This window comes from Paenibacillus sp. P4_E11, assembly GCF_056401635.1.
Genome location: NZ_JBFUIX010000001.1, coordinates 118,964 through 144,073, shown reverse-complemented (window position 1 = coordinate 144,073; position 25,110 = coordinate 118,964). Strand labels below are relative to the sequence as shown.

Here is a 25,110-nt window from a genome sequence, read left to right as displayed (position 1 = left end):
GCAGGAAGCTTGATACGTTTATTCCGATTTCTGAGACCGTACCGGATGTACATTGCCGCGGTGTTGTTCCTCGTCTTGCTGCAATCGCTATCCGAATTGTACTTGCCCACGTTGATGGCAGATATTGTGAACATAGGGATCGTAGAGGGCGACAACGGCTATATTGTCAAAATAGGTGCGTTCATGCTGCTTGTAGCGGCGGGCGGTGTGGCCGTATCCATCTGGGCGAGCCATCTTTCTGCCATCATAGCCTCAAGCTTGGGCCGAATCATTCGGGGCAAGCTGTTCACACACGTTGAGAATTTCTCGCTGCAGGAATTCGATAAGGTCGGCACCGCTTCGCTCATTACGCGGACGACCAACGATGTTACGCAAGTGCAGCAAGTGCTGATTATGATGCTGCGCATGATGGTCATGGCCCCGATGATGTGCATCGGCGGCATTGTGATGGCCGTGTCGAAGGACGCCAAGCTGTCGCTTGTCATTATCGCGATTATTCCCATTCTGGTCGGTACGATTCTGCTAATCGCCAGAAAAGGTATGCCGCTGTTCAAAGTCATGCAGACGAAGCTGGATAAGTTGAATCTCGTGTTGCGCGAATCGTTGACCGGCATCCGGGTCATCCGGTCCTTCAACCGGATTGACTATGAGAAGGGCCGATTCGCCGAGGCGAATGCTGATGTGACGGACACGGCCATTCGGGTCAATCAGATTATGGCGGCCATGATGCCAGCCATGATCGTCATCCTCAACTTCTCCTCCATCGCGATCATCTGGTTCGGTGGCTTGCGAATTGAAGGCGGGGAAATGCAGGTAGGAGACTTGATGGCGTTCATCCAGTATGCGATGCAGATCATGTTCTCGCTCATTATGGTGTCTATGATGTTCGTGATGGTTCCTCGCGCATCGGCTTCCGCAGTCCGGATCAATGAGGTGCTCGATATGGTACCTGAGATTAAAGATGCGGACCAGGTGAAGCGTCCGTCGGAGCACAAGCGCGGGTACGTTCGATTTGAAAATGTAACGTTCAGCTACCCAGGTGCAGAAGCACCAGCTGTAGAGGGCATTACGTTCAGTGCAGGGCCAGGCGAGGTGACCGCGATTATCGGCGGGACGGGGGCCGGCAAATCCACGCTAATCAGCCTCATTCCGCGATTCTACGAGTTGAACAGCGGGAAACTGTTGATCGACGATATGGATGTCAGGGAGATGTCGCAGGAACATTTGAGATCGAAGATCGGCTTCGTTCCACAGAAGGCGGTGCTCTTCAGCGGTACAGTGGCCGAGAACATCCGCTATGGTAAGGAAACGGCAACGGATGATGAAGTGAAGCATGCAGCCAATATCGCGCAAGCGACCGAATTCGTCACCGATATGCAAGATGGCTTCGACTCGGTGATCGCCCAGGGGGGTAAGAACGTCTCTGGTGGTCAGAAGCAGCGGCTGTCGATTGCGAGAGCACTAGTCCGTCAACCGGAGATTTATATATTCGACGACAGCTTCTCGGCGCTCGACTTCAAGACGGACGCCAAGCTGCGGGCGGCCTTGAAGACGGAAACGATCGATTCCACCGTCCTGATCGTCGCGCAACGGGTTAGCACGGTTATGGATGCGGATCGGATTATCGTGCTGGAAGATGGAAAGATCGCCGGTATGGGTAACCATCAAGAGCTGATGGAGAGCTGTGAAGTGTATAAGGAAATCGTCTATTCCCAGCTGTCAGAGGAGGAGATCGCATGAGTGAAGCTAATAGAGCTCCTGGCGGCGGGGCGGGTGCAAGGCCGGGAGGCGGAAGTCCCATGGGCTTCAGAGGCCCCGGCGGAGGTCCGCCTGGTATGGGTGGCATGGGTATGCCGCCGCAGAAGGCCAAAGATTTCAAGGGCACCTTCCGCCGATTGGTCGGGTATTTGCGTCCGTATCGGGGCCGCTTGCTGACCGTCTTCCTGACCGCAATTGCCAGTACCGTATTCGGTATCGTCAGTCCGAAGCTGATGGGCAATGCGACAACGAAGCTATTCGAAGGCATTATGGGCAAGATGAACGGCGTGCCGGGGGCGAAGATTGATTTTGATTATATTTTGCAAATTGTACTTGTGTTAGCCGGGTTATATTTGCTCAGCGCCATATTCAGTTTTGTGATGCAGTACTTGATGGCAGGCGTAGCCCAGAAGACCGTGTATGACCTGCGCCGTGATGTGAATGACAAGCTGACCCGCTTGCCGCTCACGTTCTTCGACTCCCGCACGCATGGGGAGATAATGAGCCGCGCCGTCAACGATGTTGACACCATCAGCGGGACGTTGCAGCAGAGCTTGACACAGCTCATCACTTCGATCGTGACGATTCTGGGTGTTATTGTGATGATGCTGACGATCAGTCCGCTGCTGACGGGTATTCTTATTCTGACGATTCCGCTTAGCATAGTGGTCGTAGCTGGGATTGCCAAGCGCTCGCAGAAGCATTTCATGGGACAGCAGAAGGAACTTGGGGAGCTGAACGGTCACGTCGAGGAAATGTATACCGGGCACCGCATCGTGAAGGCGTTCGGGCATGAAGCGAAGTCGATCGCGAAGTTCGACGACATTAACGGTAGACTGTACGAATCCGGTCGCAAGGCGCAATTCATCTCTGGGGTGATGATGCCAATCATCTCGTTTGTGAACAACATCGGCTATGTGGCGATCTGTGTGGTCGGCGGTGTGTTGGTGACGCGTCAGGCGATCCAGATTGGGGATATTCAAGCCTTCATCCAATATGCGCGTCAATTCTCCATGCCGATTGCCCAGACAGCGAACATCGCGAACATCATCCAGTCCACAATCGCCTCCGCAGAACGGGTATTCGAACTGCTTGACGAGAAGGAGGAAGTGCCGGAAGCAACCCATGCGAAGGTGTTGACGGCACCGAAGGGCGATGTTCAGTTCCGTGACGTCAAGTTCGGCTACACGGAAGACGCCATTCTGATGGAGAACATGAACATCGATGTGCGCAAAGGGCAAACAGTTGCCATTGTAGGTCCGACCGGTGCCGGTAAAACAACGCTGATCAACCTGCTGATGCGTTTCTACGAGGTGAATGGTGGTGAGATTACGGTCGATGGGGTGAACATAACCGATCTGAAACGCAGCAATCTGCACGGCATGTTCGGGATGGTGCTGCAGGATACGTGGCTGTTCAACGGTACGATTCGCGACAATATCGGGTACGGCCGAGAGGGAGCGACCGAGCAGGAGATCGTGGAGGCAGCCGTTGCCGCGCACGCGGACCATTTCATTCGCACGTTGCCGGACGGCTACAACACGGTGTTGAACGAAGAAGCATCCAATATATCGCAAGGTCAGAAGCAACTGCTCACGATCGCTCGGGCGATCTTAGCCGATCCGGCCATTCTTATTTTGGACGAAGCGACAAGCAGCGTCGATACGAGAACCGAGATCTACATTCAGAAGGCGATGAATCAACTGATGGAAGGTCGCACGAGCTTCGTCATCGCGCACCGCCTCTCCACAATCCGCGATGCGGATCTGATCCTGGTCATGAACAAAGGCAGCGTCATCGAGAAAGGGACTCATCTGGAGCTGCTGGAGCAAAACGGGTTCTACGCCGATCTGTACAACAGCCAATTCACGGACAAAGGACTAAGTCCGATAGCGGGTTAGGTGTGCAGCTGCAGGGCGTAGACGAGAGAGATAGCAAGAGAGAAAGCTATCCCGAACGTATTCTTGATCCGCAAGTGGTGAGGCAAGAATAGGTTCTCGATAGGGTGTATGAGAAAAGGAGCCAACCGTATGAGTCCAACTGCCGTTCCCGGCAAATCTTTGTCATCGCAAGAGTTCCGTATTAGCAGCATCCTTGTGCCGCTGATAGCTATTATTGCAGGTGTGTTCATGGTCATACTGGACGCTACTGCTATGAACGTTGCTTTATCCAGCCTGGTCCATGATTTCGATGCCCAGCTTTCTACGCTGCAGTGGACCGTGACCGGCTACATGCTCGCACAAGCTTCCGTCATCCCGCTGTCCGGTTGGTTATCGGACCGGTACGGGGCCAAGAAGGTCTTCCTGATCTCCGTCTTCCTGTTCACACTCGGCTCGATCCTGTGTGCTACACCGAACAGTGCGGAGTGGTTGATTGTATTCCGCGTCATTCAAGGATTAGGCGGGGGCTGCGTGCTGCCGGTCGCGATGGCGTACGTCTACAAGCTTAGTCCGCCTAGCAAAGTTGGCGTTGTCATGGGGATGATGGGGGTGCCGATTCTGTTCGCGCCCGCGATAGGGCCAGTGTTATCCGGCTGGCTCGTGGAGTTCCATTCGTGGCGCTGGATCTTCCTGATCAACATCCCGGTCGGTATTCTATGCCTGCTCATCGGCATGCGCCGATTGCCCAAGACAGACCGGCATAAGGGGGCGACGATCGATGTGCCGGGCTTGATCCTCGGACCGCTTGCCTTCGCAGCATTGTCTTATGGTGTCAGCGAAGGAGCACACGGCTGGTCGACGAACAAAACGCTGATCGGTCTGACTGTGGGTGGGATTGCCTTGATCTTGTTCGTCATCGCGGAGCTTCGAGCGAAGACGCCGCTGCTCGAGCTGCGGGTATTCCGCTCGGTCGATTTCTCGGCAGGCATCGTCGTACAATGGATCGCCCAGTTCGGGCTGTACGGCGCGCTGTTCCTGATGCCGCAGTTCCTCCAGCAGGCGCGCGGGTTCGCGCCCTTCGACACAGGGCTGACCTTGCTGCCGCAAGCGCTCGCCTCCGGGCTTATGATGCCAATCGCCGGCATGCTGTTCGACAAGATCGGCGTGCGCTGGCTGGTCGTGGCTGGCCTCAGCCTCGTGTCGGGCGCACTGTATCAATACTCGCACATCGATATGACGACGACGAGCCGTGACCTGATCTTGCCGCTTATCATGTGCGGAGCGGGGATGGGCATGATGATGATGCCGATGAACTCGCATCTGATCAGTAAGGCGCCGCGCGAGCTGGTTAGCCGCGTCACGTCGCTCACCAGCGCGATGCAGCAGGTGGTAAATTCGCTCGCCGTGGCGACACTCGTCACGATCTTGACGTCGCAGACGACGTCGAGGCTCGCCGAGATGCAGGCTGGCGCCGGCGCCGCCGGAGCGGCCGGGCAAGGCGCTGCTGGCCAGCAGTCGCCGGCGCTGATGCAGGCGATGGTCGGCGGCTTCAACGACACGTTCCACATTATGATCTACATCGCCATCGGTGGGGCGCTGCTTGGACTCGTGCTGCGACGCGGCAAGAAGCCTAGCGACGCCGCGCACGGAACGAAGCCAGGCAAGGGCGAGGAAGCCGTGCTGATGCACGGGTAATTCATAAAGAGGGCCGTTCCTTTTGTCATCGCTTTAGGCGATACAAAGGGAACGGCCTTTGTGTACAGAAAGTAAAAGCCCTGAGGCGCCAGCTTGCAGTAAAGAATTCGAATAATCGTTACTATTGCTTCCGATTCTCCAACTGCGTAGAAGACCACATAACTATCCACGATCAGCTTACGAATGCCTTTTAGGGCTAATCTTTCATCACTAACGACAGCATATCGCATAGGAAGTTGCTCTATGTCTGTAAGGGCACTATCTTTGATACCACCTGTAGATCAGTGGACGCCTCTCTAAGCTCTGTTGCAATATAGGCAGCTATTCCTTGCAAATCATTTTCAGTCGGCGCGGTAATCACGAGCTGCCCACTCTGTAAGTCCATTCTTAATGTCAACTAGGGCTTCGCGAAAAGGTCTCACTTTATTTGCTTTACTTGCAGCCATTCCTTCGTCCAATAACGTGTACAGCTCGAATTTACCGACAAGCTTGTTAAATGTCTCAATGCTCATGACCGCCAAATCGTTTTGGCCGTTCTTGGTAATAAACACAGGTTCGGAGTATTTGTGGCAAAACTCGGAGATCTCATTGTATTTATTTCGTAAGTCTGAACTTGGTCTGATTGTTGGCATATATTCGCTCACCTCCAACAAGGATATATCAATATTGTATCCGAATTCTGCTATACTCTCGAGGTAAGAATAGAAATTAAGTTCAGAATCAGTCATAGCTTTGTCATTTCCAAGTTCGGTTGCGTTAACGACGGGAGTCGAATTCTCCTTCAATCTATGGATATATGTAGGGGCCAGTCTTTGATTCCATCCGGAGACGATGATTACATTGCCAGGCCTTTCTCTGCCTAGAGGCTGAAGCAACGGATACAGGCGTTGCTACGCCACGTGGACAAGGCTGGGGACAAGGACAAATAAACTTGCTTCAACGGTGAGCTCGTGATCGATTTCCGCCACATTAATATTCCAGTTGACTTTCATGAAGAGATGTAACTATAATGGTTACAACGGAGTCGAGGAGGGTGAGGCAATGAAGATTAGCAGTCGGTTTTCCGTGGGCGTTCATATATTGTCCTTGGCCGCTATTCCGAGCAGTGCTCCTTGTACATCGGAATGGATAGCCGGGAGCGTGAATACGAATCCGGTTATTATTCGCAGAATTACGGGCATGCTAAAGAAGGCCGGGTTAGTTGACGTGCGTTCTGGAACGGGTGGCGTGATCCTGCTTCAGGATCTTGAGGCGATCCGACTATTGGATGTATATCGGGCCGTAGAAGCGGTCGAGGAAGACAATCTGTTCCATATTCACGAGAACCCTAACCCGAATTGTCCGGTAGGTGCGAGCATTGAGTTGGTGCTGCAGCTGATTCTGACGCGTGCGCAGCACGCGATGGAGGAAGTGTTGGCAGAGGTCACGATGAAGCAGGTCGTTGGGGATTTGAGTCGTGCGAGGGAGCAGAAGCAGCAGTAACGTTTGGTGTGTAGGTGGCAATTCGTTTCAACGTCGAAAGACGATTTTTTTTCAGTCTTGTTGTAACTATTATGGTTACAACTAAAGTGTCCAACAATCTAATTCAGGAGAGGAAGAATGAAAATGAAACTAGCATTAATCGGAGCAACTGGAACAATTGGTCAACGTATTTTGAGTGAGGCGCTGTCTCGTGGGCATGAGGTTACTGTTATCGCACGTGACCCATCCCGCTTGACGGAGCCGCAAGATCGGCTGAATGTCGTGCAAGGCGACATTATGGATGCAGGCAGCATTGCTAAGGCCGCAGCAGGTCACGATCTCGTCATTAGTGCATACGGGCCTCCATTCACGGAAGTGCAGTTGCTGTTGCAAGCGACGAAGGCTTTGCTCCAAGGCGTGAAACAAGCTGGCGTATCCCGCCTGATCTCGGTCGGAGGTGCAGGAAGTCTGGAGGTTGCTCCGGGTCTGCAAGTTGTAGATACGCCGGAATTCCCGGACTTCATTAAGCCGCTCGCCTTGGCTCACCGGGACGCGCAGGAGTTGTACACGGAAGTAACGGATTTGAACTGGACGGTGTTCAGCCCGGCCGGAACGATTGAGCCTGGCGAACGGACAGGGCAATTCCGTACAGGTACGAATTCCCTTGTCGTGAACGAGCAGGGCGAGAGTCGCATCTCAGCAGAGGATTATGCTGTAGCGCTGCTGGATGAAGCTGAGAAATCGCAATACCCTCGTCAACGGTTTACAGTTGGATATTGATTGCCCGCCTGACATGCCCTCTTCGGAGGGCTTTTCTTATGTAAATTATTCCCTTATAATAAATAAATCCACATATTGTAATCCAGGGAGGCGGCTGTTGATGAAGAAAACAATAATTGTCGTCATTTCTGTTGTTATTGTTTGTATTGCTCTCCTTCCCTTTACGACTAAGGTAGAGAAAAGCTTTAACGCTATCTTGCAACATAACGGGAACTCCGAACAGGTGGCAATTACTATGAAACTCTCCGTCAAGAAACGTCTTGTCGCAAATAACACGATAGCGGGTAATATAGAGATCAACGGAAGAAGCTGCGCCATATCCAATGAACCGAATAGTGCTGGATTCCGTGATAAATTTAAAAAGACACATATAACGCTATACCAGATTGGCTACAACAGTCTTACTAATCAGATGGAGCGACCCATTACATTAGACTTCACCAGAAATTTCGATTTCATTAGCGGTTCTATGCAAGAAGGCAATAATGGGCCAATCACCTATGTACTGCCTACCGGGCAAGAAGTAAAGGCCCACTGAGGATGACGCAGCTACACTGGACAGTAACCGCCCAATTCCCTATGCTGGAGACATAGAGGGACAGGAGGCGGACTCAGTGGCACAACAGAAGAAGTTCATCCTGATCGGCGGCGGAATTGCCGGGCTGACCACTGCTATAGCGCTGCGCAGTCAGGGGTTTGAGGTGGAAGTGTATGAGGCGGCCCCGCAGTTGAAGGAAGCGGGTGCGGGGCTTGGTGTCGGAGCTAACGCCTGGAGAGCGATGCGGTGGCTCGGACTGGAGGAGCAGCTGCTCCAACACAGTATGGTCTTGTCAGGGGCCCATCTGGTCGATGTGAAGGGGCGTCTCATTGCTCGAACCGATTCCTCCAAGACGGATACAAGGAATGCCCCTGACAATATGACGATTCATCGGGCGGAGCTGCTGCATATTCTGGCAGACTCGCTGCCGATGAGTGTGGTACAGACGGATAAGCGATGCGTGAGCTACACGCAACGTGCCGATGGTGGCGTCCTGGTCCATTTCCAGGACGGGTCGACGGCTGAAGGCGACGGTCTGATCGCCGCCGACGGCATCCGCTCGGCTATTCGGCAGCTGCTACTGCCGAATGCCAAGCCTCGTTATGCTGGCTATACATGCTGGAGGGCGGTCGTAGAGGTGCCGGATGGATGGGTGGAGCCCGTCTTCATGGCGATCTGGGGTCGCAAGGGACGGTTTGGCTATGCCCCATTGCCTGACAATCGCGTGTATTGGTTCGTGGTGATCAATTCTATTGCGGACAATCCAGCTTACACGTATTTCGGGACCCGTGACCTCATAGAACGATTTGCGGACTACCCACCAACGGTCATCAAGCTGATGGAGCGAACAGATGATGCAGTGGTGCTGCATAACGATATTTACGACCTCCAGCCGCTCGATCGATTCGCATACGGCTCAGTCGTGCTAGTGGGCGATGCCGCGCACGCGACGACGCCGAACTTGGCACAGGGAGCGGCTCAGGCGATGGAGGATGCGGTTGTGTTGGCGAAGTGTCTGGCAGAAGGTTCACCGACTGTGGAACAAGCGTTTCGCCGATTCGAGCAGCTACGATTAGGCCGTACCCGACGAGTTGTGGAATTGTCTCGTAGGCTGGGACGTGTAGCCCAATTGGAATCCAAACTGCTATGCACCGCTAGAAATGGTCTGTTGCGATTGATGCCCGCTTGGGTTAGTGAACGCCAATTGCGTTTCTTATGGGATGTAGACTTCTAGCGCCGTTCTAATTGCGGTAGCTGGTCAGTAACGCTAATACCATCAGCATATGCAATAAGCGCACCACCCATACAGGGTGGTGCGCTTATTCGATTTAACGGGGTTTGTCCATTTTCCATTTTCTCACCCGGCATCTGAGCGTCGGGCATATCTTGTGTGTTGTGTATCGCCTATCATTCCTTCAGCCGATTTGGCAGCTGCAGCACGTAGCTGTCCGAGATGTTCAGCAGCTTAAGCGCCCGGGTGAATTCTTCCTCTGTCGCAGCAATACCTGAGCCACCTAAGAGAGGATATTGCGTCCCGTCATCGAAGCCGCTGCCCGAGAGGAACAAGGAGCTGTCGCTCATGAACGAACCGGAAGGCAAGTAGTAACGCTGCGGCAGCAGGTTACGGGGCTGGTTCAGCAAATCTTGTCCGAAATGYAAATAATCGTTCAAAGAAATGCCCATAAGATTAGCGATCGTCGGCAAGGTATCTACTTGGCCGCCGATCTGCTGGAATGTCTTCGGCTCCGTAACTCCGGCTGCAGCCACAACCATAGGAACGTTGATCATATTTTTGTAATCGTAGGGTTCACCGAATATTTCGGTCATCAGCTTCTGCTCGGCATGTGTCAGTTGATTGATCGGCACTCCGCGATGATCGCCGTACAAGACGACCAGGCTGTTATCCCACACACCGGATTTCTTCAACTGATCGATAAATAAGCCAAGGGCATAGTCGGCATAGTTCTGCGATCGAATATAATCGCCTACCATCGTGTTCTGGAATCGTTCCGGTAGTTGGATCCGATCCTTCTCCTCAGGGAGGTCGAACGGATGATGTGCCGACATGGAGATCACATGCGCATAGAACGGCTGGCCGCTCTGCTGCTTCTTCTGCAACTCACTCGCTGTCTTGGCGTACAATATTTCATCAGACGAGCCGAAGCCAAGGGAATCTTCAGTGCCGAAGAAGTCTTGATCGTAATAACGCTGGAATCCGAGTGCATCATACAGCTCGCCACGGTTCCAGAATTCTACCACATTCGTATGGAATGTGGACGTCGAATAACCTGCAGCTTGCATCAGTCTTGGTAGGCTTGGCAGTATTTTACCAGCGTATGCCTGGGAAGCTGGGCCGCGCGGTGGAATATAATAAGAAGTATTCGTGATGAATTCCGCATCAGACGTATTGCCCTGGCCAACCTGCTGATAAAAGTTCGGGAAATAATAGTTTTCGTTCGCGAGCCGGTTCATAACAGGTGTCACTTCCCGACCGTTCAGCTTATAGTTAATCAGGAAATTCTGGAACGACTCCAACTGGATGATGATCAGATTCTTCCCCTTGGCCGTCTCCCAATAGGCAGGCTGCTCGACTGGGGCCAGTTGCTTCAGTTCGTCGATCCGTTGCTGTGTCATCTCAGATGAATCGACTAGCTCTACGGTATCTTTTTTCAACAAAGTATAAATCTCGTAATTCAGGATACCCATCTGCTCCGCCTTAACATGTTCGTTCAGACTAGCTCGGTTCGGCAGCACATCCGATAGACACAGGATCACCGATATCGTGAATAGCAAGGCAACCGCGCCTTTGTTAATCCGCACGGAGCTAAATTTGCGCCACAACTTCTTCTGCTTGCTGCGGAACATGAGGAGCGTGAAGACGACAATATCTATGAAGACGGGTAAATAATATGGATCGACGAGCTTGAACACACTCTTCTTGACAGCCGTGACTTGATTGACTTGCTTCAGAGAGTGGTAGGTTGGGATGACCCCATAATATTTGTAGTACATAATGAGAGAGAAGAATAAGAGCGTAATGAATAGATTGACCCACAAATAAACGGCTAACTTACGCTTGGCGGCGAACCATTCTATGAAGCAGAACAAGATCCAGATGAACGGCAGCTCTTTGAGCATCGCAGTCCATGTAGGCCCGTTATCGAATAATATGGTCCATGCCAAGTAGCTTTTCAGCAGCAGCATAACGGTGAAGAACAGGAAAGGGCGAATATGCAGCAGCCGATCGGAAGAAAACCATGATTTCATCTTACCGCCTACTTTACTAAGATATTTAGAGACTAAAATAATCATACACTTCCCATTATGCTCGCTTTGAAAGGTCATGTCAAAAGGGTGTCGATGGCAGCATTACCTTTGAATTTGAAAACTTTTTTCGAAAAATGTGTCATTCTTCCTATTCCTAGGTCTAAAAGCACTCGATAAAAAGATAAAGCCATCTATAGAAAACAAAGACTATTCGAATTCGGTGGAGATGAATGCACATGATGACTAGAGTGATGGCTATCGTAGTAAGTATGATCATCGTTTCCATTGTGATGGGGGTTAAGGCCGAAGCTGGCGCAGGAATCGATACGTTGGTGCTGAGAGATACAGGTCAAACGTACAAGCCTTATACTTATTTGGATGTGCTGGAAGATTCGACGGGTAATCTGACATTGACGGACGTGCAGCGGCCTGAGATCGAGGGACGATTCCAGGACAACCGGGACAGCGTTCCGAACTTCGGGTATATGGCTCCCGTTCATTGGGTTCGCTTGCAAGTGAATAACGCTTCCATAGAGCGAGCCTGGATGCTGGAGCTGAACTATCCTCCGCTGGATCAAGTCGATCTATACATTGTAAAGGGAGACCGAGAAGTCATTCACAGTGTGTCTGGGGATAGCATCCCGTTCTCCCACCGGGAAGTGAAGAATCGCAACCTGGCGTTCGAACTCGCCATTGAGCGAGGAGAAACTGTGATGGTGTACCTGCGAGTAGAGACGGAAGGCGCTATGGCGCTGCCTATCCGGCTTGTTCATACGGTTCAGTACGCGCAGCAAGAACAACTCACATACTTACTGCTGGGGACCTACTACGGCTTGATGCTCATTATGGTTATCTACAACGGGATCATGGCCTTCTCGTTCCGCTCCCGTGTGTATTTCAGCTATGTATGGATTAACTTGTCGAACCTGTTTCTATACACGACGTTGAACGGGATTGCCTTCGAGTATGTATGGCCTGACGGGGTCTGGTGGAATAACAGGGCGATTGTATTCTTCATGTGCTTGAGTCACTTGGCAGCCCTCTTGTTCACTAGTGAATATTTGGATGTGAAGCGCCGGAGCCCCGGGTTGTACCGTATCTTCCAATGGTTCGCCTTGTTGGAAGTCGTGAATCTACTAGTCTTGCTCGTGAATTACCCGGCTGGCTTGATCATATCGATTTACTCGGTTCCTGCTATTCAGCTCTCGCTCATTCTTGCGGGTGTATGGGGTTTGAAGAACGGCTATCGGCCTGCACGATATTTTTTGCTGGGATGGGGCGTGTTCATGATCGGAGCGATGTTGAGCACCTTGTCCGATGCTGGGTACATTCCGATAGTGTGGTGGACCACATATGCTTCGCAAATCGGCTCTACATTCGAAGCGGTCGTGTTGTCATGGGGGCTGGCCTACCAGATTCAGACGATTCGCAAGGAGAAGGAGATTGCCATCGCACTCATGAAGGAAACCCGCCGCTTGGCAGACCTCGATGATCTGACCGGTTTGTACAACCGACGTTATGTAATTAGCGCCTTCGAGGAAGCCGCTGGTATGGAGGGGAATCACCCGATATCGCTTCTTATGCTGGACTTGGATCATTTCAAGAAAGTCAACGATACATTCGGGCACGATGTAGGGGATCTGGTGCTGCAGCAGCTCGCTTCCGTTCTGGAAGAGTGCTTCCGTCCGACCGATACGATCGGCCGCTTCGGCGGCGAGGAATTCATGGTGCTGCTCAAGAATACGAATGTGGAGCAAGCCAGGAGCGCGTCGGAATATGTTCTGAAGTCGATCCGTGAGATGAGGTTCGCCGTTCGAGACCAGATGTTGGCGTGCACCGTCAGTATTGGAGTTGCCGAGTGGGATGGGGCGGGCGAAGAGAGCTTCAAGGAAATGTTGCGCAGAGCCGATCAAGCCTTATATGAAGCGAAGCATCGGGGACGCAATCAAGTATGTGTGAGCGGAAGGCCATGGAGGGAAGAAGCTTAAGGTAGAGAGCGGTAATGAGAACAGCTTGGTCGAGGAGGATGCTGTGGTGGCGTTCCTCGGTCAGGCTATTCATGTTCCGCCGCCTTCGCCTAGGGCGTCTGGATGCGGGTCAGCTCGGCGAGGCGCTCGTTGACGTTCTCGCGAACGACTTATGCAGCAGGCATTTCAATGTAGGAGAGGAATATTTCCAATAATATGCTATAGTTTAAAATGTGTATGAATTAACCTCAGAACAACTGTTGTAAGGGGATCGAATATGGTTGCATTCTTCCGCATTCTGGCGACTGCCTTCGGACGTCATAAGTGGCGAACGGGGCTGCTTCTGCTCGCTCTACTAGTCGAGCTGGCTTACGAAACATTCATGCCGCTCAGCTTCAAATTCATTATTGACTTCGCGATTGTCCCACAGAAGTATTCCCTGCTACTCCTCATTCTGTCCCTCATGATCATTGGCGCGCTCTCCTCAGCGATCATCGGAATATTACGCGATAAGCTGTTTGCCGGACTGGGCACGGAGATCATCACGGATATGTACAAACGGATGTACGAGAAGCTGCAGCGGTTGTCGAGCGACTTCTACTTCCGTACGAGCGGCGGAGACATCGTCTCACGCTTTAATAACGATCTCATCTCCATCGATAGCTTCGTCATGCTGCTGCCTTATGCGCTGCTGTCCTTGTTCGGCCTCGTGTTGAACCTTGTGGTGCTGTTCGTGCTGCAATGGCAATTGGCGCTGCTTGCGCTCATCGGTCTGCCGCTATGTCTGGTCGGACCGAAGCTGTTCGGCGGCAAAGCGTTCGAGGCCAGCTATAAGCTGAAGGAGGAGCAGGCGTCCATTGCCACTACGGTCCAGGAAAATGTGAGTGCCCAACCCGTCGTCAAGGCGTTCGGTCTGCAAAACCTGCTCGTCGGGCGGTTCCATGAGACCGTGAGCCAATACCGGGTCATCTCTTCGCGCTCGAACTTCTATAACTTCCTGATCGATCGCACGACCAACATGGGGACGATGATCTTGAATCTGCTGACCATCTGCATGGGCTCGCTGCTGGCTTACTTCGGCAAGCTGTCGATCGGCTCGCTGCTGGCTTTCAGCGCCATTCTCATCGCGCTCAGCTATCTCGTCGCGGCTGTAACCTGGCTCGCGCCGCAGCTCTTGCAAGCGACGGCCGGGATGGCCCGGGTGCGCGAGCTGCTGGACGAAGTGCCCAGCATCGACGATCACCCGGGCGCGGCTCCGTTGCCTCCGCTGCAACGGGACATTGAGCTGCGCGGTGTCACGTTCCGGTACGCACCCGAGCAGACCAGCTTGAATGCTGTCTCGCTGACGATTCCGAAGGGCACGTACGCCGCTTTCGTGGGCGCCAGCGGATCGGGCAAGAGTACGATCATCAACATGCTGATGCGATTCTACGATCCGCAAGAAGGCGCCGTGCTGGTCGACGGGATCGACATTCGCGACGTGACGCTGCAGTCACTGCGGGCGCAGATCGGCATCGTGTTCCAGGAGAGCTTCCTGTTCCGCGCCTCGATCCGCGACAATATACGTCTCGGCAAGCCGGATGCCAGCGACGAGGAAGTCGAAGCCGCCGCACGGGCGGCGGAGATTCACGACTTCATCCTGTCGCTGCCGGACGGCTACGAGACGGATGTGGGCGAGCGAGGCGGCCGCTTGTCTGGCGGCCAGCGGCAGCGCGTCGCCATTGCCCGCGCGATCGTGCGCGATCCGGCGATCCTCATCTTCGATGAGGCCACGTCCGCGCTCGATCCAGGTACGGAGGCGGCGATCAACGCCACCTTGAAGCGGATCACCGCCTCACGGACGGTGATCTCAGTCACGCACCGGCTGGCTTCCGCCGAGCCGGCCGATCAGATCTACGTGCTGCGGGACGGCGAAATCGCCGAGCAAGGGACGCACCGGGAGCTGCTGGAGCGGCCAGACGGGCTATACAAGCAGTCATGGAGCAAGCAGAGTGGCTTTCAGCTGAGCGAGGATGGATACCACGCGGAAGTGCAGGCGAATCGGCTCAAGTTGTTTCCAGTATTCTCGGAATTGGATGATGCGTTTTTGGGAGAAATCGCGCCGTATTTTGCAACAGAATCGTACAATCGGGAACGGTACATTATCCATGAAGGCGATCATGGCGACAAATTTTACATCATCGTGCGTGGAAAGGTAGAAGTGTTGAAGAAGGACATGGAGGGTAATCACAACCGGGTCGCGGTGTTCTTCGACGGGGATTTCTTCGGCGAAATGGCGCTCTTGCACAACATTCCGCGTACTGCAAGCATTCGCACGTTGACCCCGGTTGTGTTCGTCACCTTGCAGCGCGATTTCTTCCAATCGCTGCTGCAGCGGGCTCCTCACCTAGTAGAAAAGCTGGATATCCGGTTGAAGTAAATGTCGCGAATGGAGTCGATGAGCTCGTGGTGGTCGGCAGCGATCCGCACCTTCTCGCGGAATTCGGCACGGATCAGATGGGCGAGCGGTTGCTCGACCGCATTGTAGGCGCGGAAGGCGTCGATCGCCTGCGCATCCCACATATCGGCGAGACGGATCAGATCGTCTGGCATCACCCTGGCGCGTTCGGTTCCTGCCTCTGGCAAGCAGTCGAACGGTTCATCCACGTTCAACGTACCGTAGTCGTCGGTTAACTGTTCTCCGGCTTGAATGTCACGTACTGCGATCTCGATCTCGTAGGCGGTGCCGATGCAGTTGGCGTGGAAGCTGTGATTGACGAATCGCCCATTGTCCCAACACAGAATGAACTTACCGTGCTGGTTGCGGTACGAATATTTCAGTACCAGCTTCTTGCGATCGTCGTCCAACGCCTCTACTTGCGCGGGCTCCAGAATTTGATCGAGATCATCCAGCGCCCATGTGATCGTTCCTTTCGGGATGAAGCGGGTGGCGAATACGCCGAATCCAATTACATCGTCAATGTAGCGCAGTTCGGTATGCGGGTGCATCATGGTCATTCTCTCCCTATCCAGCGTAGGATTTGTACTCCCATGAATATTTCGACAGGTTCGAATGGTTTCCTGTAGGCCCTAGGCTCGATTGGTGAATTTTGTGAAATTTGTCTATTGAAACTGTCGATTCATTGTTGATAGAAGCAAAAACTGCCGTTCCAAGTGAAAAAGGACCCCTATTAGCTCAGACATCTTGTTTGAACCTCCTATGATTGTATAAGGGATTTCGCGGTATGGAGGTTCAAGCCAAAACTCGCCGGGGTCCTCTTTTTCACTTTCCACTCCAAATGTCCACAATGAATCGACAGCCTCCTATTCCGCGCTAACGAACCGCGGTCCACGTCTTCGACCGCAGCGACTGCATCGACGCTTCCGCCGTGGCGATCGAAGAGCGGGCGGCCGTGCCGTCGAACAACGGCTGCATGCTGGCCGCGATCGGCTTGCCCTGGATGGCATCGCGGAAGGCGACCATCTCCTTGCGGATGAGCGAGGTGAGCCAGCCTGGCATCTCGCTCGCCCTTCGGCCATAGGCGATGCCGCGATCGGCTTGGCGGTACCAGGCAGCGCGTTGTTCGTCCTCATCCGCTGTATCGTGCAAGAGATGGCTTTCAACCTGAGAGCCGCGTCTAAGTTCCACACGCGAGCGCTTGAGATCGATCAGGAGGGCCCCTTCGGTGCCGTTGATCTTGACGAAGTGCTCGCCCATGCGGAAGCCGGAGCCGAGCTGCATCGTACCAAGCCCGCCAGATGCGAACTCGATCGTGAGCAGCAGCACATCCTCCTCATCGCCATAAGCTTCTCCCTGATGGGCCAGGTTGCCGCCTGCTGTGCAGACAGAGCGGGCGGGGCCCATGATCGCCTGCAGCATGTCGAGCTCATGGATATGATGGAACAGATGACCGCCGGAGGTGGCATTGTTCTTCTTCCAACTGACCGCAGGCTGCTTGTCTTCCCAGCCGGTCCGCTCCGAGCTGCATACGATGGGTCGGCCGATCGCCCCTTCCGCAATCCATCGTTTCGCTTGATCTACGCCGTTCATGAAATGCATGATGTGACCGGCCATGAACATAACACCTGCCTTCCGGCAAGCGCCGATCATCCGTTCGCAAGTCTCAAGCTTCAGCGCTACCGGCTTCTCGCAGAATACATGCTTGCCGTTCCGTGCGGCTTGCAGCACGGGCGCCTCATGTGCGTGATTGGGACTCGCCACCACAATGGCGTCGACGTCTTCACGCTCCACCAATTGTTCGAGCTGCTCCACGCAAGCACAGCCTAATTCGTCCGCCAACGCTTGAGCTTGGCTGCCGCCGTGAACGGCCGTTACGCAGGCCCCCTTCAGTCGGTGCAGCGTCCGGGCCAATTGTCCGCCGAAATAGCCGCTGCCGACCATGCCAATACGCACTTGCTGATTCATATTGTCTATCCCCTCTCGGTCATAGTTGGTTAACATCCAGATTGGTTATCCGACCTTCAGCTGTATGATGGTTAGACCATAATAAGCAGCAAGGACGAGCGGGCAACCGGGTCATCGGACAATCGCTCCGTGTCCCACTACCCGGTATTTCCTGCATACCCGGTTCTTCCTGTTCCTCAAACTACTGCTTTTAGCTGATGTCTTCGTTATCGATATATCTTCGTAGCGGATACAAGTGCAACTCCATCTCCGTCTTCGCCGCGTCCGTGTTCTTCGTCCGGATATGATAGACAATGTTACGGTGTTCCACGAGTGATATTCGGGAGTCCTCGGGGTTACCGAAATGCAGCTCTCGGACAGTGGCGAAGAAGTCGGTTAGTACTTCGCTTAGCTCGAAGTAGGTCACGTTCCCCGTCGCCTTGAATAGCGCTCGATGGAACTGAAGATCTTCCTCGTAGGGAGGCTTGCCTTGGCGGATCGTCTCCGCCATCGCCTCGTTCCAGACCTCCATCTCGGCAATCGCCTCTAGATCGTACCGCCGTACCGCCATTTCGACGGCCCCGAGCTCAAGAATACGACGTGTCTCGAGCAGTTCCTTCATCTTCTGCTCATTCTGCTTCCAGCGGAACGACATGTGCTCAAGCAACGGCTTCAGCGATACCATGTCCACATAAATGCCGTTCCCTACCCGGATGCGAATGATGCCCAGCATTTCGAGCAATTTCAATGCTTCCCGGACGACCGTGCGGCTTACGCCCAACGTTTCAATCAGCTGCTTCTCGGTAGGCAGGCGATCCCCGGTGATCATGTTGTTCTCCAGGATATAGCTCTTGATCCGTTCTCCGACGATATGCGACAGATTTACTTTTTCCGGAATCTCCACCATCTGATGTCTCCCTATCTAGGTATAGTCATCCCTTCACACTGCCGACGGTAATGCCTTTGACAAAATATTGCTGAAACGATACAAACACGATGAAGATCGGGATGAAGCCCAATGTAGCGGCTGCCATCTGTGCGCCGTAGTTGGCCACGAATTCGCTGACCAGGGTCGATATGCCGACGTTGATGGTCATCTTGGCGCTATCACTTAGCATAACAAGCTGCCATAAGTAGTCATTCCATGCGAAAGAGAAGACGAAGATCGCTAGCGCACCAACCCCTGGCTTCACGACCGGTAGGAATATCTTAGTGAACAATCCGATTTCTCCGCAACCGTCAATCTTCGCCGCTTCTATTAATTCTGTGGGGATCGTCTGGCTGAACTGCTTCATCAGGAACACGCCGAACGGTAATGCCAATATAGGTAAAATAACGCTGGCGAGCGTATTCACCAGATTCAATTCTCGCATCATCGTGAACATCGGGACAAGCCCTAGCTGCCTTGGAATGAGCATGGTAACGATGATAGCGCCGAACAGGATGGTTTGGCCTCTGAATTTGTGCTTCGTCAGCGCGTAGCCTGCCATTGTGGCGATCAAGCAGGAGGCCGCTGTAGCGATAACCCCTACGAGAATGCTATTGTACAGCCAGTGAAAAATATCGCTATCTCTTAGAAGCCGTTCGTAATTGATCAGCTTCGGGTGCATGGGAATGAATTCAGGCGGTATTTTGAGCGTAGTCGACTGATCCTTGAACGATCCCGTAATCATCCAGTAAAGGGGGAACAGGAAGAAGCCGGCTAATGCGTACAGCAGGACATCCGAGCCCCATTTCAACAGTTTGGCTATCATGTAGTCATTCCCCCTATCAGTACTCGACGTCGGTTTTGAAAAACTTGAATTGAATGACGGAGAAGATCGAGATGACGACAGCCAGCACGACACCCATCGCTGAAGCCAAACCAAGTTTTCCGTATTTGAAAGCGGTATCGTACAGGAGGAACATGATCGTCGTCGTAGCGTAATTCGGACCGCCGCCGGTTAACATCTGTACGGCTACGAACGTCTGAAATGCTCCAATCGTGGTAGTCACGATGACGTACAGCGTTGTAGGCTTCAATAAGGGTAATGTGATGCTCCAGAACTTTCTCCAGGAGGAAGCACCGTCAATGGATGCCGCTTCGAAGTAAGTCGGCGGGATATTGCCAAGCGCAGCCAGATACAGAATGACCGGTTGCCCGACAAGCCAAGTGATGACAACAACGATCAGCGAGGGCAGGGCTGTACTGGAGTCAGATAGCCATAGGACGGGACTCGCCCCGAATATCGACATGGCATAGTTGGCCACGCCACTTACTGGATTGTAGATCCACAGCCAGGCGATCGACATGACGACCTGTGAAGTAACGATAGGCAGATAGAAGCTGGCCCGGAAGAAAGAAGCGACCGCGGCCGACTTGTGAATGACGACGTTCGCTACGAATATCGCGAACATGACGGATAAGGGCACGACGCCGATGACGAAGCCGAACGTGTTCGCAATCGAGCGCAGGAACACTTTGTCTTGCAGCAGATGAGCATAGTTATCCAATCCGATCCATCGCTTGGTGCCGATTCCGTAGTCGAATAAGCTCAAGTACAGGGCATCGATGAATGGGTATATCTCGAACATCAGGAATACAAGCAGGAATGGCGCGATAAAGAAGAGGCCCCATAATTCCTTTCTCAATCCGGTTGACATGATCACAACCCCAATTCTATGGAATGATCTAGGTAAGACACCCCGCGCAGACTACATACCACTACGGCGCGGGGTGTTCCACAGGTGTAAAGGCTTTATTGTTACTTGGAGGCGTTCGTCACGATTTCGTTCGCTTTCGTTACCCAGTCATCCAACGCTTGCTTCGGTGTTTTCTTCTTCAGGAAGGCAGCTTGGAGTTCTGGGAAGAAGGCGTTCCGGGTCTCGGTGTAGCCTGGAATAGCTGCGCCGATATTGCCGGCATACTTGGTCAGCTTAATCGTCTTGCCTTGCATCGAGTTTTCCTCGTAAGTCTTCGACAGCGATTTGCGGGTAATGATGACGGAAGTGGCTTTGGACATCTTCGTCATGTTGTCTTTGTTGTTCACGAACTTGGCGAATTCTTTGGCCCACTTCATCTTCGCATCGTTCTTCGTGTTCCACACCCAAGTGCCGTGACCGAACAGAACGGAGGACGACGATTTACCGTCTTTGGAAGGATAAGGGAGCAGGTCATACTCGAACTTCTTGGCAGATCCTTCGGTGAATGCTTTGTCGAATGCGCCGAGGTTACCGATGCTGCCGAACGTCATCCCGATCTTGCCTTGCAGGAACAATTCGTTGATAACCGCTCCGGCTTTCAACCCTGCTGCCCCTGGAGGTACGACGCCTTCGTCGATTACTTTCAAGAGGAATTCCAGTCCTTCTACGCCTTGTGCGGAGTTCAGGACAGCTTTCGTATTGTCATCGGACCATGTCTTGGCGCCGAAACCCCATAGGAACATATGGTGGCCCTGGTCGCCGCCTGAATCGCCAGCGTACGTGCCGAAGCCGTATACTTGCTTGGCTGGATCGTTAACGGCCTTGGCAGCCTTCAGGAACTGATCGTAGGACCAAGTTGCCATGTTGGCAGGGAGCAGGTCGTTAGCGTTCTTTGCCTTGAACATATCTCGGTTGACTAAGAGGCCTGTAGCTGTCGAGTTGTTCGGGTAAATGTATGTTTTGTTATCCACTGACAACGCTTTCAACGTGCTGTCTTCGAAGTCGGCCTTATCAATAATGTCGTCGAGAGGGACAAGCAGATTTTTCTTAGCGAAGGTCAGCGGCCACAGGATGGAACCTTGCTGTACATCGGGAAGTTGGCCTGTATTAGCAGCTACACTGATGCGCTCGGCGATTTTGTCATCCGGTGTTTTGACCATCGTAATCTTGACGTTCGTATTCGCTTTCTCGAAATCACTCTTGATCTCTTCATAAATCTTCTGGACGTCGTCACGTGTGTCGACCCACCAGGTCAATTCGATGTTACCCTTGGGCAAATCGGTTGCACCAGCCCCCGCTGCCGTTCCGGCTGGCGTAGGACTTGCTTTACTGCCGGTATCCTTGCTGTCGCTTGAACAAGCAGACAGAAGACCCGTGAGTAGCATGACTGATGCCATAATTCCAGCTTGTTTTCTCATTCTCATAGTTGGACCTCCCGATAATGATGTTCGTTAACATGGTCACCTTTTCCTGCTAAAACGTTTTCATTGTAGTCTGTAGCCGTCAGGCCAGAACAGAAAAAGAGGGAGCCTCCTTTCTAAGCTAATAAGTATTATGGTCCGACCAATTCACCGATAGAAAGCCCGTTATTGCGTGAATGGAGAGTATGGTTAGACCATATTACCAATTAATATTAGCTTATAGGTTCTCCGTTTTGTTGTCAATTTGTTTTTTTTGTCAGGTTATACGGAGGCCTCGGAATAAGGATTCGACTATTCGTTCATTCTATGGGTAGACTTTCCAAATTCATTAACAGAGGCGATTACAACTCGTGAACCCTTATCTTGAAATTATTGTGAGAACTGCCGCCGCTTTTGTCTTAATCCTGATCGTGACGAAAGTCATCGGCAAACATACGATCGCGCAGATGACCTATCATGATTTTGTCTCTTCGATTACGCTCGGGGCCATCACCGCCAATATCGCGTATAACACTGGGCTCAAGTCCTGGCATCTTATCGTTGCCCTTCTTACGTTCAGCGGAATCGCCTTCATTGTCGCGCAATTTTCAATGAAAAACCGCAAAGTAAGGAAATGGGTTTCGGGCAAACCGACAATCATCATTGAGGAAGGCAAAATTCTAGAGCAAAACATGCGGAAGGTTAAGTTCTCGCTCGATACCATGAATCAGGAACTACGGGAAAAAGACATCTTCGATATTGGGGAGGTGGAGTACGCCGTTCTTGAACTGAACGGGAAGTTGTCCGTGTTGAGGAAGCCGGAATTCCGACAAATAACGCGGAAAGATTTGTCCATTGCGAGCATGGGTAAAACCCAATTTCCGATTGAGCTTATTATGGATGGAGAATTGGTGGATGAAAATATTGAAAAAGGCGGGATTAGCACGCAGTGGCTTTTCATGCAGTTGAAAAAGAGAGGGCTGGCCTTGGAAGAAGTTTGCTACGCAGTTAAAGGGACCAACGGGAGTTTATATTTCGACCTCTATCAGGATAAAATCAAGCACCCTATTGATCCGGAATAAGCAAAAAGGCCATTAAGCTCTAAATCCGCCTAATGGCCTTTCTCTTAGATTTTTATTTCAGGAATTCGTTCAAAACTGCCGTTGGAAACATAGTACGCTCATTCTCCAGCTTGGCCGCGTATGGAAGTTGAATAGTTTGGCCGTTAACTATCGCGGAGCTCTCGCCGATCTTCACTTTCATTGTGCTGCTGCCTTTCGTAACAGAAACGCTGTAATCCGCTTGATTCCAAGTAACCTTCCCGCCCTTAGACTCGGCAAGCTCACGCAGGACGGCAAGAGTCTTGTCGGAATCCTTCCAAGCAACCATTTGAGCTGGCGTTGGCACGCCGTGGATATAACCGACAGCACCAGATTTTTTGTTGTCAAAGTTTTTATTGATTTGCGCCTCGACATCTGCCTTGAGGGAATCAGCCACAATCATCTCGTCGCCAGGATGTTGGATGTTGCTCATGATGTAGCTGAAGCCTTTCAGGTTGTCGACGACCTGCAGACCTGTTGCCTCCGCTCCTGCTGGAGTCGAGAGAATGCGGGATAGCTTCTTCGTGTCTACGTTGTACGCCCATACGTAGTTGTTCACGTGCATGCCGCTGTCCTCGCCGATGAACAGGGTGCGCAGCTCCTCGGAAAATGCGATATTGTCCGGGTTGGCGATCTTCTCGTCGTCGGCGAGGTTGCCTTTGGCATCCGCAATAGCCAGGTCGGAGCCCACAACTAAGCCGCTCATCTTGCTCGCTACATACTCGCTGTTGATATCAGCGCCACTGCTGTCTTTTTGCCCGCCGCTCATCGGCATTTCATAGACGACACCGGCACGGATCTTCTTCACGGAGATATCGTCCACCGGGTCTGCACCCTTTGAGTCCTTCTCCATCGCTTTTTCCAGATAAGACATTGCGACATAAACCTTCTTGTCCTTCGCGTTGTGCGCTACGCCCTCCATCTTGTTGAATTCGCTCGTCGCACCCAGTGTTGCCGCATAACGGCGTGCTTCCAGGAAAGCCGCAGCCTTTTCCATACCCGGTATTACCTTCAGCCACTCGACCTTGCCGCTTGGATAAGATTTGATCTTCGCAAAGCCCGGTGTATCCTCGTTCGCTACTTCGAACATGTCGCTGAACTTCAGCCCATTGTCAACGTAAGCTTTGATCTCGCTGTCAGACGCATGCCCAAGGTTGATCCACTGCAGGGTTGCAGCGCCGCCGTTCTGGTCGCTGGTCTGAATCCACTTTGCGGCGTACATCGTACCTGCAGATAGATCCATCCCCTTGTCAGCAACATACATGAACAACATCGTATTGCCGCCGTCGTCGCCGAAGAACACAGTCTTGTGGTCAGGCGCGACGGAACCAAGCTCGTGGGAGAAGCGGCCTAAGCTGTAGTGTTTCACTACGCTTGTAGAGTTGTCTGCTTGCACAGTAATTTCAGGCATCCAACCGTAGGAGTAAGGATTGCCTACTTTATTGTCATCTTGGAAGTAATTCTTTGTGAAAGAGTCGGTGTATGTTTCCTTGTTGTCCTTCTCATAAGCGCGTGCATCCGGCTCGTATTCCTCGGATCCCAGGTGGGTGTTCCATGGAGTCAGAGAGCCGTTACATGGAATCCACAGGCCGTCAACAGCGGAGAAGTCGATCTTCTTCAGGTCAACTGGCAGCAGTTCCCCGGTGGTCTTGTTCTGGTCGATCGTCGTCAAGCTCATGGATGCAGGTACCATGCCGTAGGCGGATTTTCCAGCATTATTGGAGGTAATGTACTCGTAGTGGGTGACTAGCGATAGCGCATTGCCGCCCTTACTAGTGTCCTTCATGCCCGCTACATGGAAAAGGCTGTTGGAATCGGGATCATCCGATACGAATGGAGTCGGATTGCTAGGCACGCTGTTATCCATAACCGGCTTGCCGGTTACATCGGTTGCCAGTCCAGCAACTGTGCCGTTCACGGTGTCGGTCGTCTTGAACAGCGTTTTATAGGTGAGGGGGAACGATCTCACCGAGCCGTCCGTGTAGGTAACCTGGAGGGAAGCGGTGGTGTAAAGCTTGGCCATATCCTGAACGTTGTTAGGTGCAGGCATGCCTACGAATGCAGTGGACTTGATCTTCACCTCATCTGCAGCGAGAGCAGTAGTTGGCAGGGCGCATGGAATGAGCAGGGCTAAACCTAGAACGGGGGTGAGCAGCTTTTTCACGATATATCTCTACCTTTCACAGTGGATTATGAGA

Annotated in this window: 20 protein-coding genes and 1 pseudogene; 11 read left to right on the top strand and 10 right to left on the bottom strand. The window is 52.6% G+C overall.

The features are described from left to right. The first annotated feature begins 9 nt into the window (after window positions 1–9). The 3 genes from AC1DWB_RS00550 to AC1DWB_RS00540 all read left to right on the top strand — a co-directional run bounded on the left by AC1DWB_RS00550 (window position 10) and on the right by AC1DWB_RS00540 (window position 5,333). Entirely contained in the window at window positions 10–1,740 is a 1,731-nt protein-coding gene (locus AC1DWB_RS00550) for an ABC transporter ATP-binding protein (protein WP_477539059.1), read from the top strand. Beyond that, on the top strand, window positions 1,737–3,659 hold the full coding sequence (locus AC1DWB_RS00545; RefSeq protein WP_477539058.1) for an ABC transporter ATP-binding protein: 1,923 nt from the start codon (window positions 1,737–1,739) through the stop codon (window positions 3,657–3,659). Before AC1DWB_RS00550 ends, AC1DWB_RS00545 begins: the two co-directional genes overlap by 4 nt. A 108-nt stretch (window positions 3,660–3,767) precedes the next feature. After that, window positions 3,768–5,333 (top strand): DHA2 family efflux MFS transporter permease subunit, encoded by a 1,566-nt coding sequence (locus AC1DWB_RS00540; RefSeq protein WP_477539057.1) that lies wholly within the window; start codon window positions 3,768–3,770, stop codon window positions 5,331–5,333. A gap of 113 nt (window positions 5,334–5,446) precedes the next feature. Here the strand turns inward: AC1DWB_RS00540 and AC1DWB_RS00535 are convergent. Together AC1DWB_RS00535 and AC1DWB_RS00530 are read right to left on the bottom strand one after the other, a co-directional pair. Continuing rightward, window positions 5,447–5,578: pseudogene (locus AC1DWB_RS00535) on the bottom strand (hypothetical protein); the annotation flags it as partial. Between the two features lie 96 nt (window positions 5,579–5,674). Continuing rightward, window positions 5,675–5,965, bottom strand: coding sequence for a type II toxin-antitoxin system Phd/YefM family antitoxin (locus AC1DWB_RS00530; RefSeq protein WP_477539056.1), 291 nt, complete (start codon window positions 5,963–5,965; stop codon window positions 5,675–5,677). A 409-nt stretch (window positions 5,966–6,374) separates the two neighbouring features. On the opposite strand from AC1DWB_RS00530, the gene AC1DWB_RS00525 reads away from it, so the two are divergent. The 4 genes from AC1DWB_RS00525 to AC1DWB_RS00510 all read left to right on the top strand — a co-directional run bounded on the left by AC1DWB_RS00525 (window position 6,375) and on the right by AC1DWB_RS00510 (window position 9,346). After that, window positions 6,375–6,815 (top strand): Rrf2 family transcriptional regulator, encoded by a 441-nt coding sequence (locus tag AC1DWB_RS00525; protein ID WP_477539055.1) that lies wholly within the window; start codon window positions 6,375–6,377, stop codon window positions 6,813–6,815. Window positions 6,816–6,938: 123 nt separating this feature from the next. After that, window positions 6,939–7,574: an NAD(P)-dependent oxidoreductase gene (locus AC1DWB_RS00520; protein ID WP_477539156.1), complete on the top strand. Its 636-nt coding sequence runs from the start codon at window positions 6,939–6,941 to the stop codon at window positions 7,572–7,574. A gap of 100 nt (window positions 7,575–7,674) precedes the next feature. Beyond that, a complete protein-coding gene (locus AC1DWB_RS00515; protein ID WP_477539054.1) occupies window positions 7,675–8,112 on the top strand; it encodes a hypothetical protein in 438 nt (145 codons plus the stop codon). A gap of 76 nt (window positions 8,113–8,188) precedes the next feature. Next, window positions 8,189–9,346, top strand: coding sequence for an FAD-dependent monooxygenase (locus AC1DWB_RS00510; RefSeq protein ID WP_477539053.1), 1,158 nt, complete (start codon window positions 8,189–8,191; stop codon window positions 9,344–9,346). Window positions 9,347–9,519: 173 nt separating this feature from the next. Here AC1DWB_RS00510 and AC1DWB_RS00505 read toward each other — a convergent pair whose 3' ends face one another. Further along, a complete protein-coding gene (locus tag AC1DWB_RS00505) occupies window positions 9,520–11,379 on the bottom strand; it encodes an LTA synthase family protein (RefSeq protein ID WP_477539052.1) in 1,860 nt (619 codons plus the stop codon). 236 nt (window positions 11,380–11,615) lie between these two features. Between AC1DWB_RS00505 and AC1DWB_RS00500 the strand changes: the two genes are divergently transcribed. The 3 genes from AC1DWB_RS00500 (at window position 11,616) to AC1DWB_RS00490 (ending at window position 15,765) form a co-directional block, all read left to right on the top strand. Continuing rightward, window positions 11,616–13,367: a sensor domain-containing diguanylate cyclase gene (locus tag AC1DWB_RS00500; protein WP_477539051.1), complete on the top strand. Its 1,752-nt coding sequence runs from the start codon at window positions 11,616–11,618 to the stop codon at window positions 13,365–13,367. A 38-nt stretch (window positions 13,368–13,405) separates the two neighbouring features. Further along, entirely contained in the window at window positions 13,406–13,561 is a 156-nt protein-coding gene (locus tag AC1DWB_RS00495) for a hypothetical protein (protein WP_477539050.1), read from the top strand. 62 nt (window positions 13,562–13,623) lie between these two features. Next, window positions 13,624–15,765 (top strand): ATP-binding cassette domain-containing protein, encoded by a 2,142-nt coding sequence (locus AC1DWB_RS00490; protein ID WP_477539049.1) that lies wholly within the window; start codon window positions 13,624–13,626, stop codon window positions 15,763–15,765. Here the strand turns inward: AC1DWB_RS00490 and AC1DWB_RS00485 are convergent. The 6 genes from AC1DWB_RS00485 to AC1DWB_RS00460 form a co-directional block, all read right to left on the bottom strand. Continuing rightward, window positions 15,729–16,337: an SET domain-containing protein gene (locus AC1DWB_RS00485; protein WP_477539048.1), complete on the bottom strand. Its 609-nt coding sequence runs from the start codon at window positions 16,335–16,337 to the stop codon at window positions 15,729–15,731. The genes AC1DWB_RS00490 and AC1DWB_RS00485 overlap by 37 nt on opposite strands. Window positions 16,338–16,659: 322 nt before the next feature. Then, on the bottom strand, window positions 16,660–17,751 hold the full coding sequence (locus AC1DWB_RS00480) for a Gfo/Idh/MocA family protein (RefSeq protein WP_477539047.1): 1,092 nt from the start codon (window positions 17,749–17,751) through the stop codon (window positions 16,660–16,662). A gap of 190 nt (window positions 17,752–17,941) precedes the next feature. Beyond that, window positions 17,942–18,637 carry a FadR/GntR family transcriptional regulator gene (locus AC1DWB_RS00475; RefSeq protein WP_477539046.1) on the bottom strand — a complete coding sequence of 232 codons (696 nt, stop codon included), beginning with the start codon at window positions 18,635–18,637 and terminating at the stop codon, window positions 17,942–17,944. A 25-nt stretch (window positions 18,638–18,662) separates the two neighbouring features. Beyond that, window positions 18,663–19,484, bottom strand: coding sequence for a carbohydrate ABC transporter permease (locus AC1DWB_RS00470; RefSeq protein ID WP_477539045.1), 822 nt, complete (start codon window positions 19,482–19,484; stop codon window positions 18,663–18,665). 16 nt (window positions 19,485–19,500) lie between these two features. Then, complete coding sequence (locus AC1DWB_RS00465) at window positions 19,501–20,373, bottom strand: carbohydrate ABC transporter permease (RefSeq protein WP_477539044.1); 873 nt, start codon at window positions 20,371–20,373, stop codon at window positions 19,501–19,503. A gap of 101 nt (window positions 20,374–20,474) precedes the next feature. After that, a complete protein-coding gene (locus tag AC1DWB_RS00460) occupies window positions 20,475–21,836 on the bottom strand; it encodes an ABC transporter substrate-binding protein (protein ID WP_477539043.1) in 1,362 nt (453 codons plus the stop codon). A gap of 347 nt (window positions 21,837–22,183) precedes the next feature. Between AC1DWB_RS00460 and AC1DWB_RS00455 the strand changes: the two genes are divergently transcribed. Further along, window positions 22,184–22,894 (top strand): DUF421 domain-containing protein, encoded by a 711-nt coding sequence (locus AC1DWB_RS00455; RefSeq protein ID WP_477539042.1) that lies wholly within the window; start codon window positions 22,184–22,186, stop codon window positions 22,892–22,894. A 52-nt stretch (window positions 22,895–22,946) separates the two neighbouring features. On the opposite strand, the gene AC1DWB_RS00450 is transcribed toward AC1DWB_RS00455, so the two are convergent. Next, the gene (locus tag AC1DWB_RS00450) at window positions 22,947–25,076 is read right to left on the bottom strand and encodes an alkaline phosphatase PhoX (RefSeq protein ID WP_477539041.1); all 2,130 of its coding nucleotides are present in this window, start codon (window positions 25,074–25,076) and stop codon (window positions 22,947–22,949) included. Window positions 25,077–25,110 lie beyond the last annotated feature (34 nt).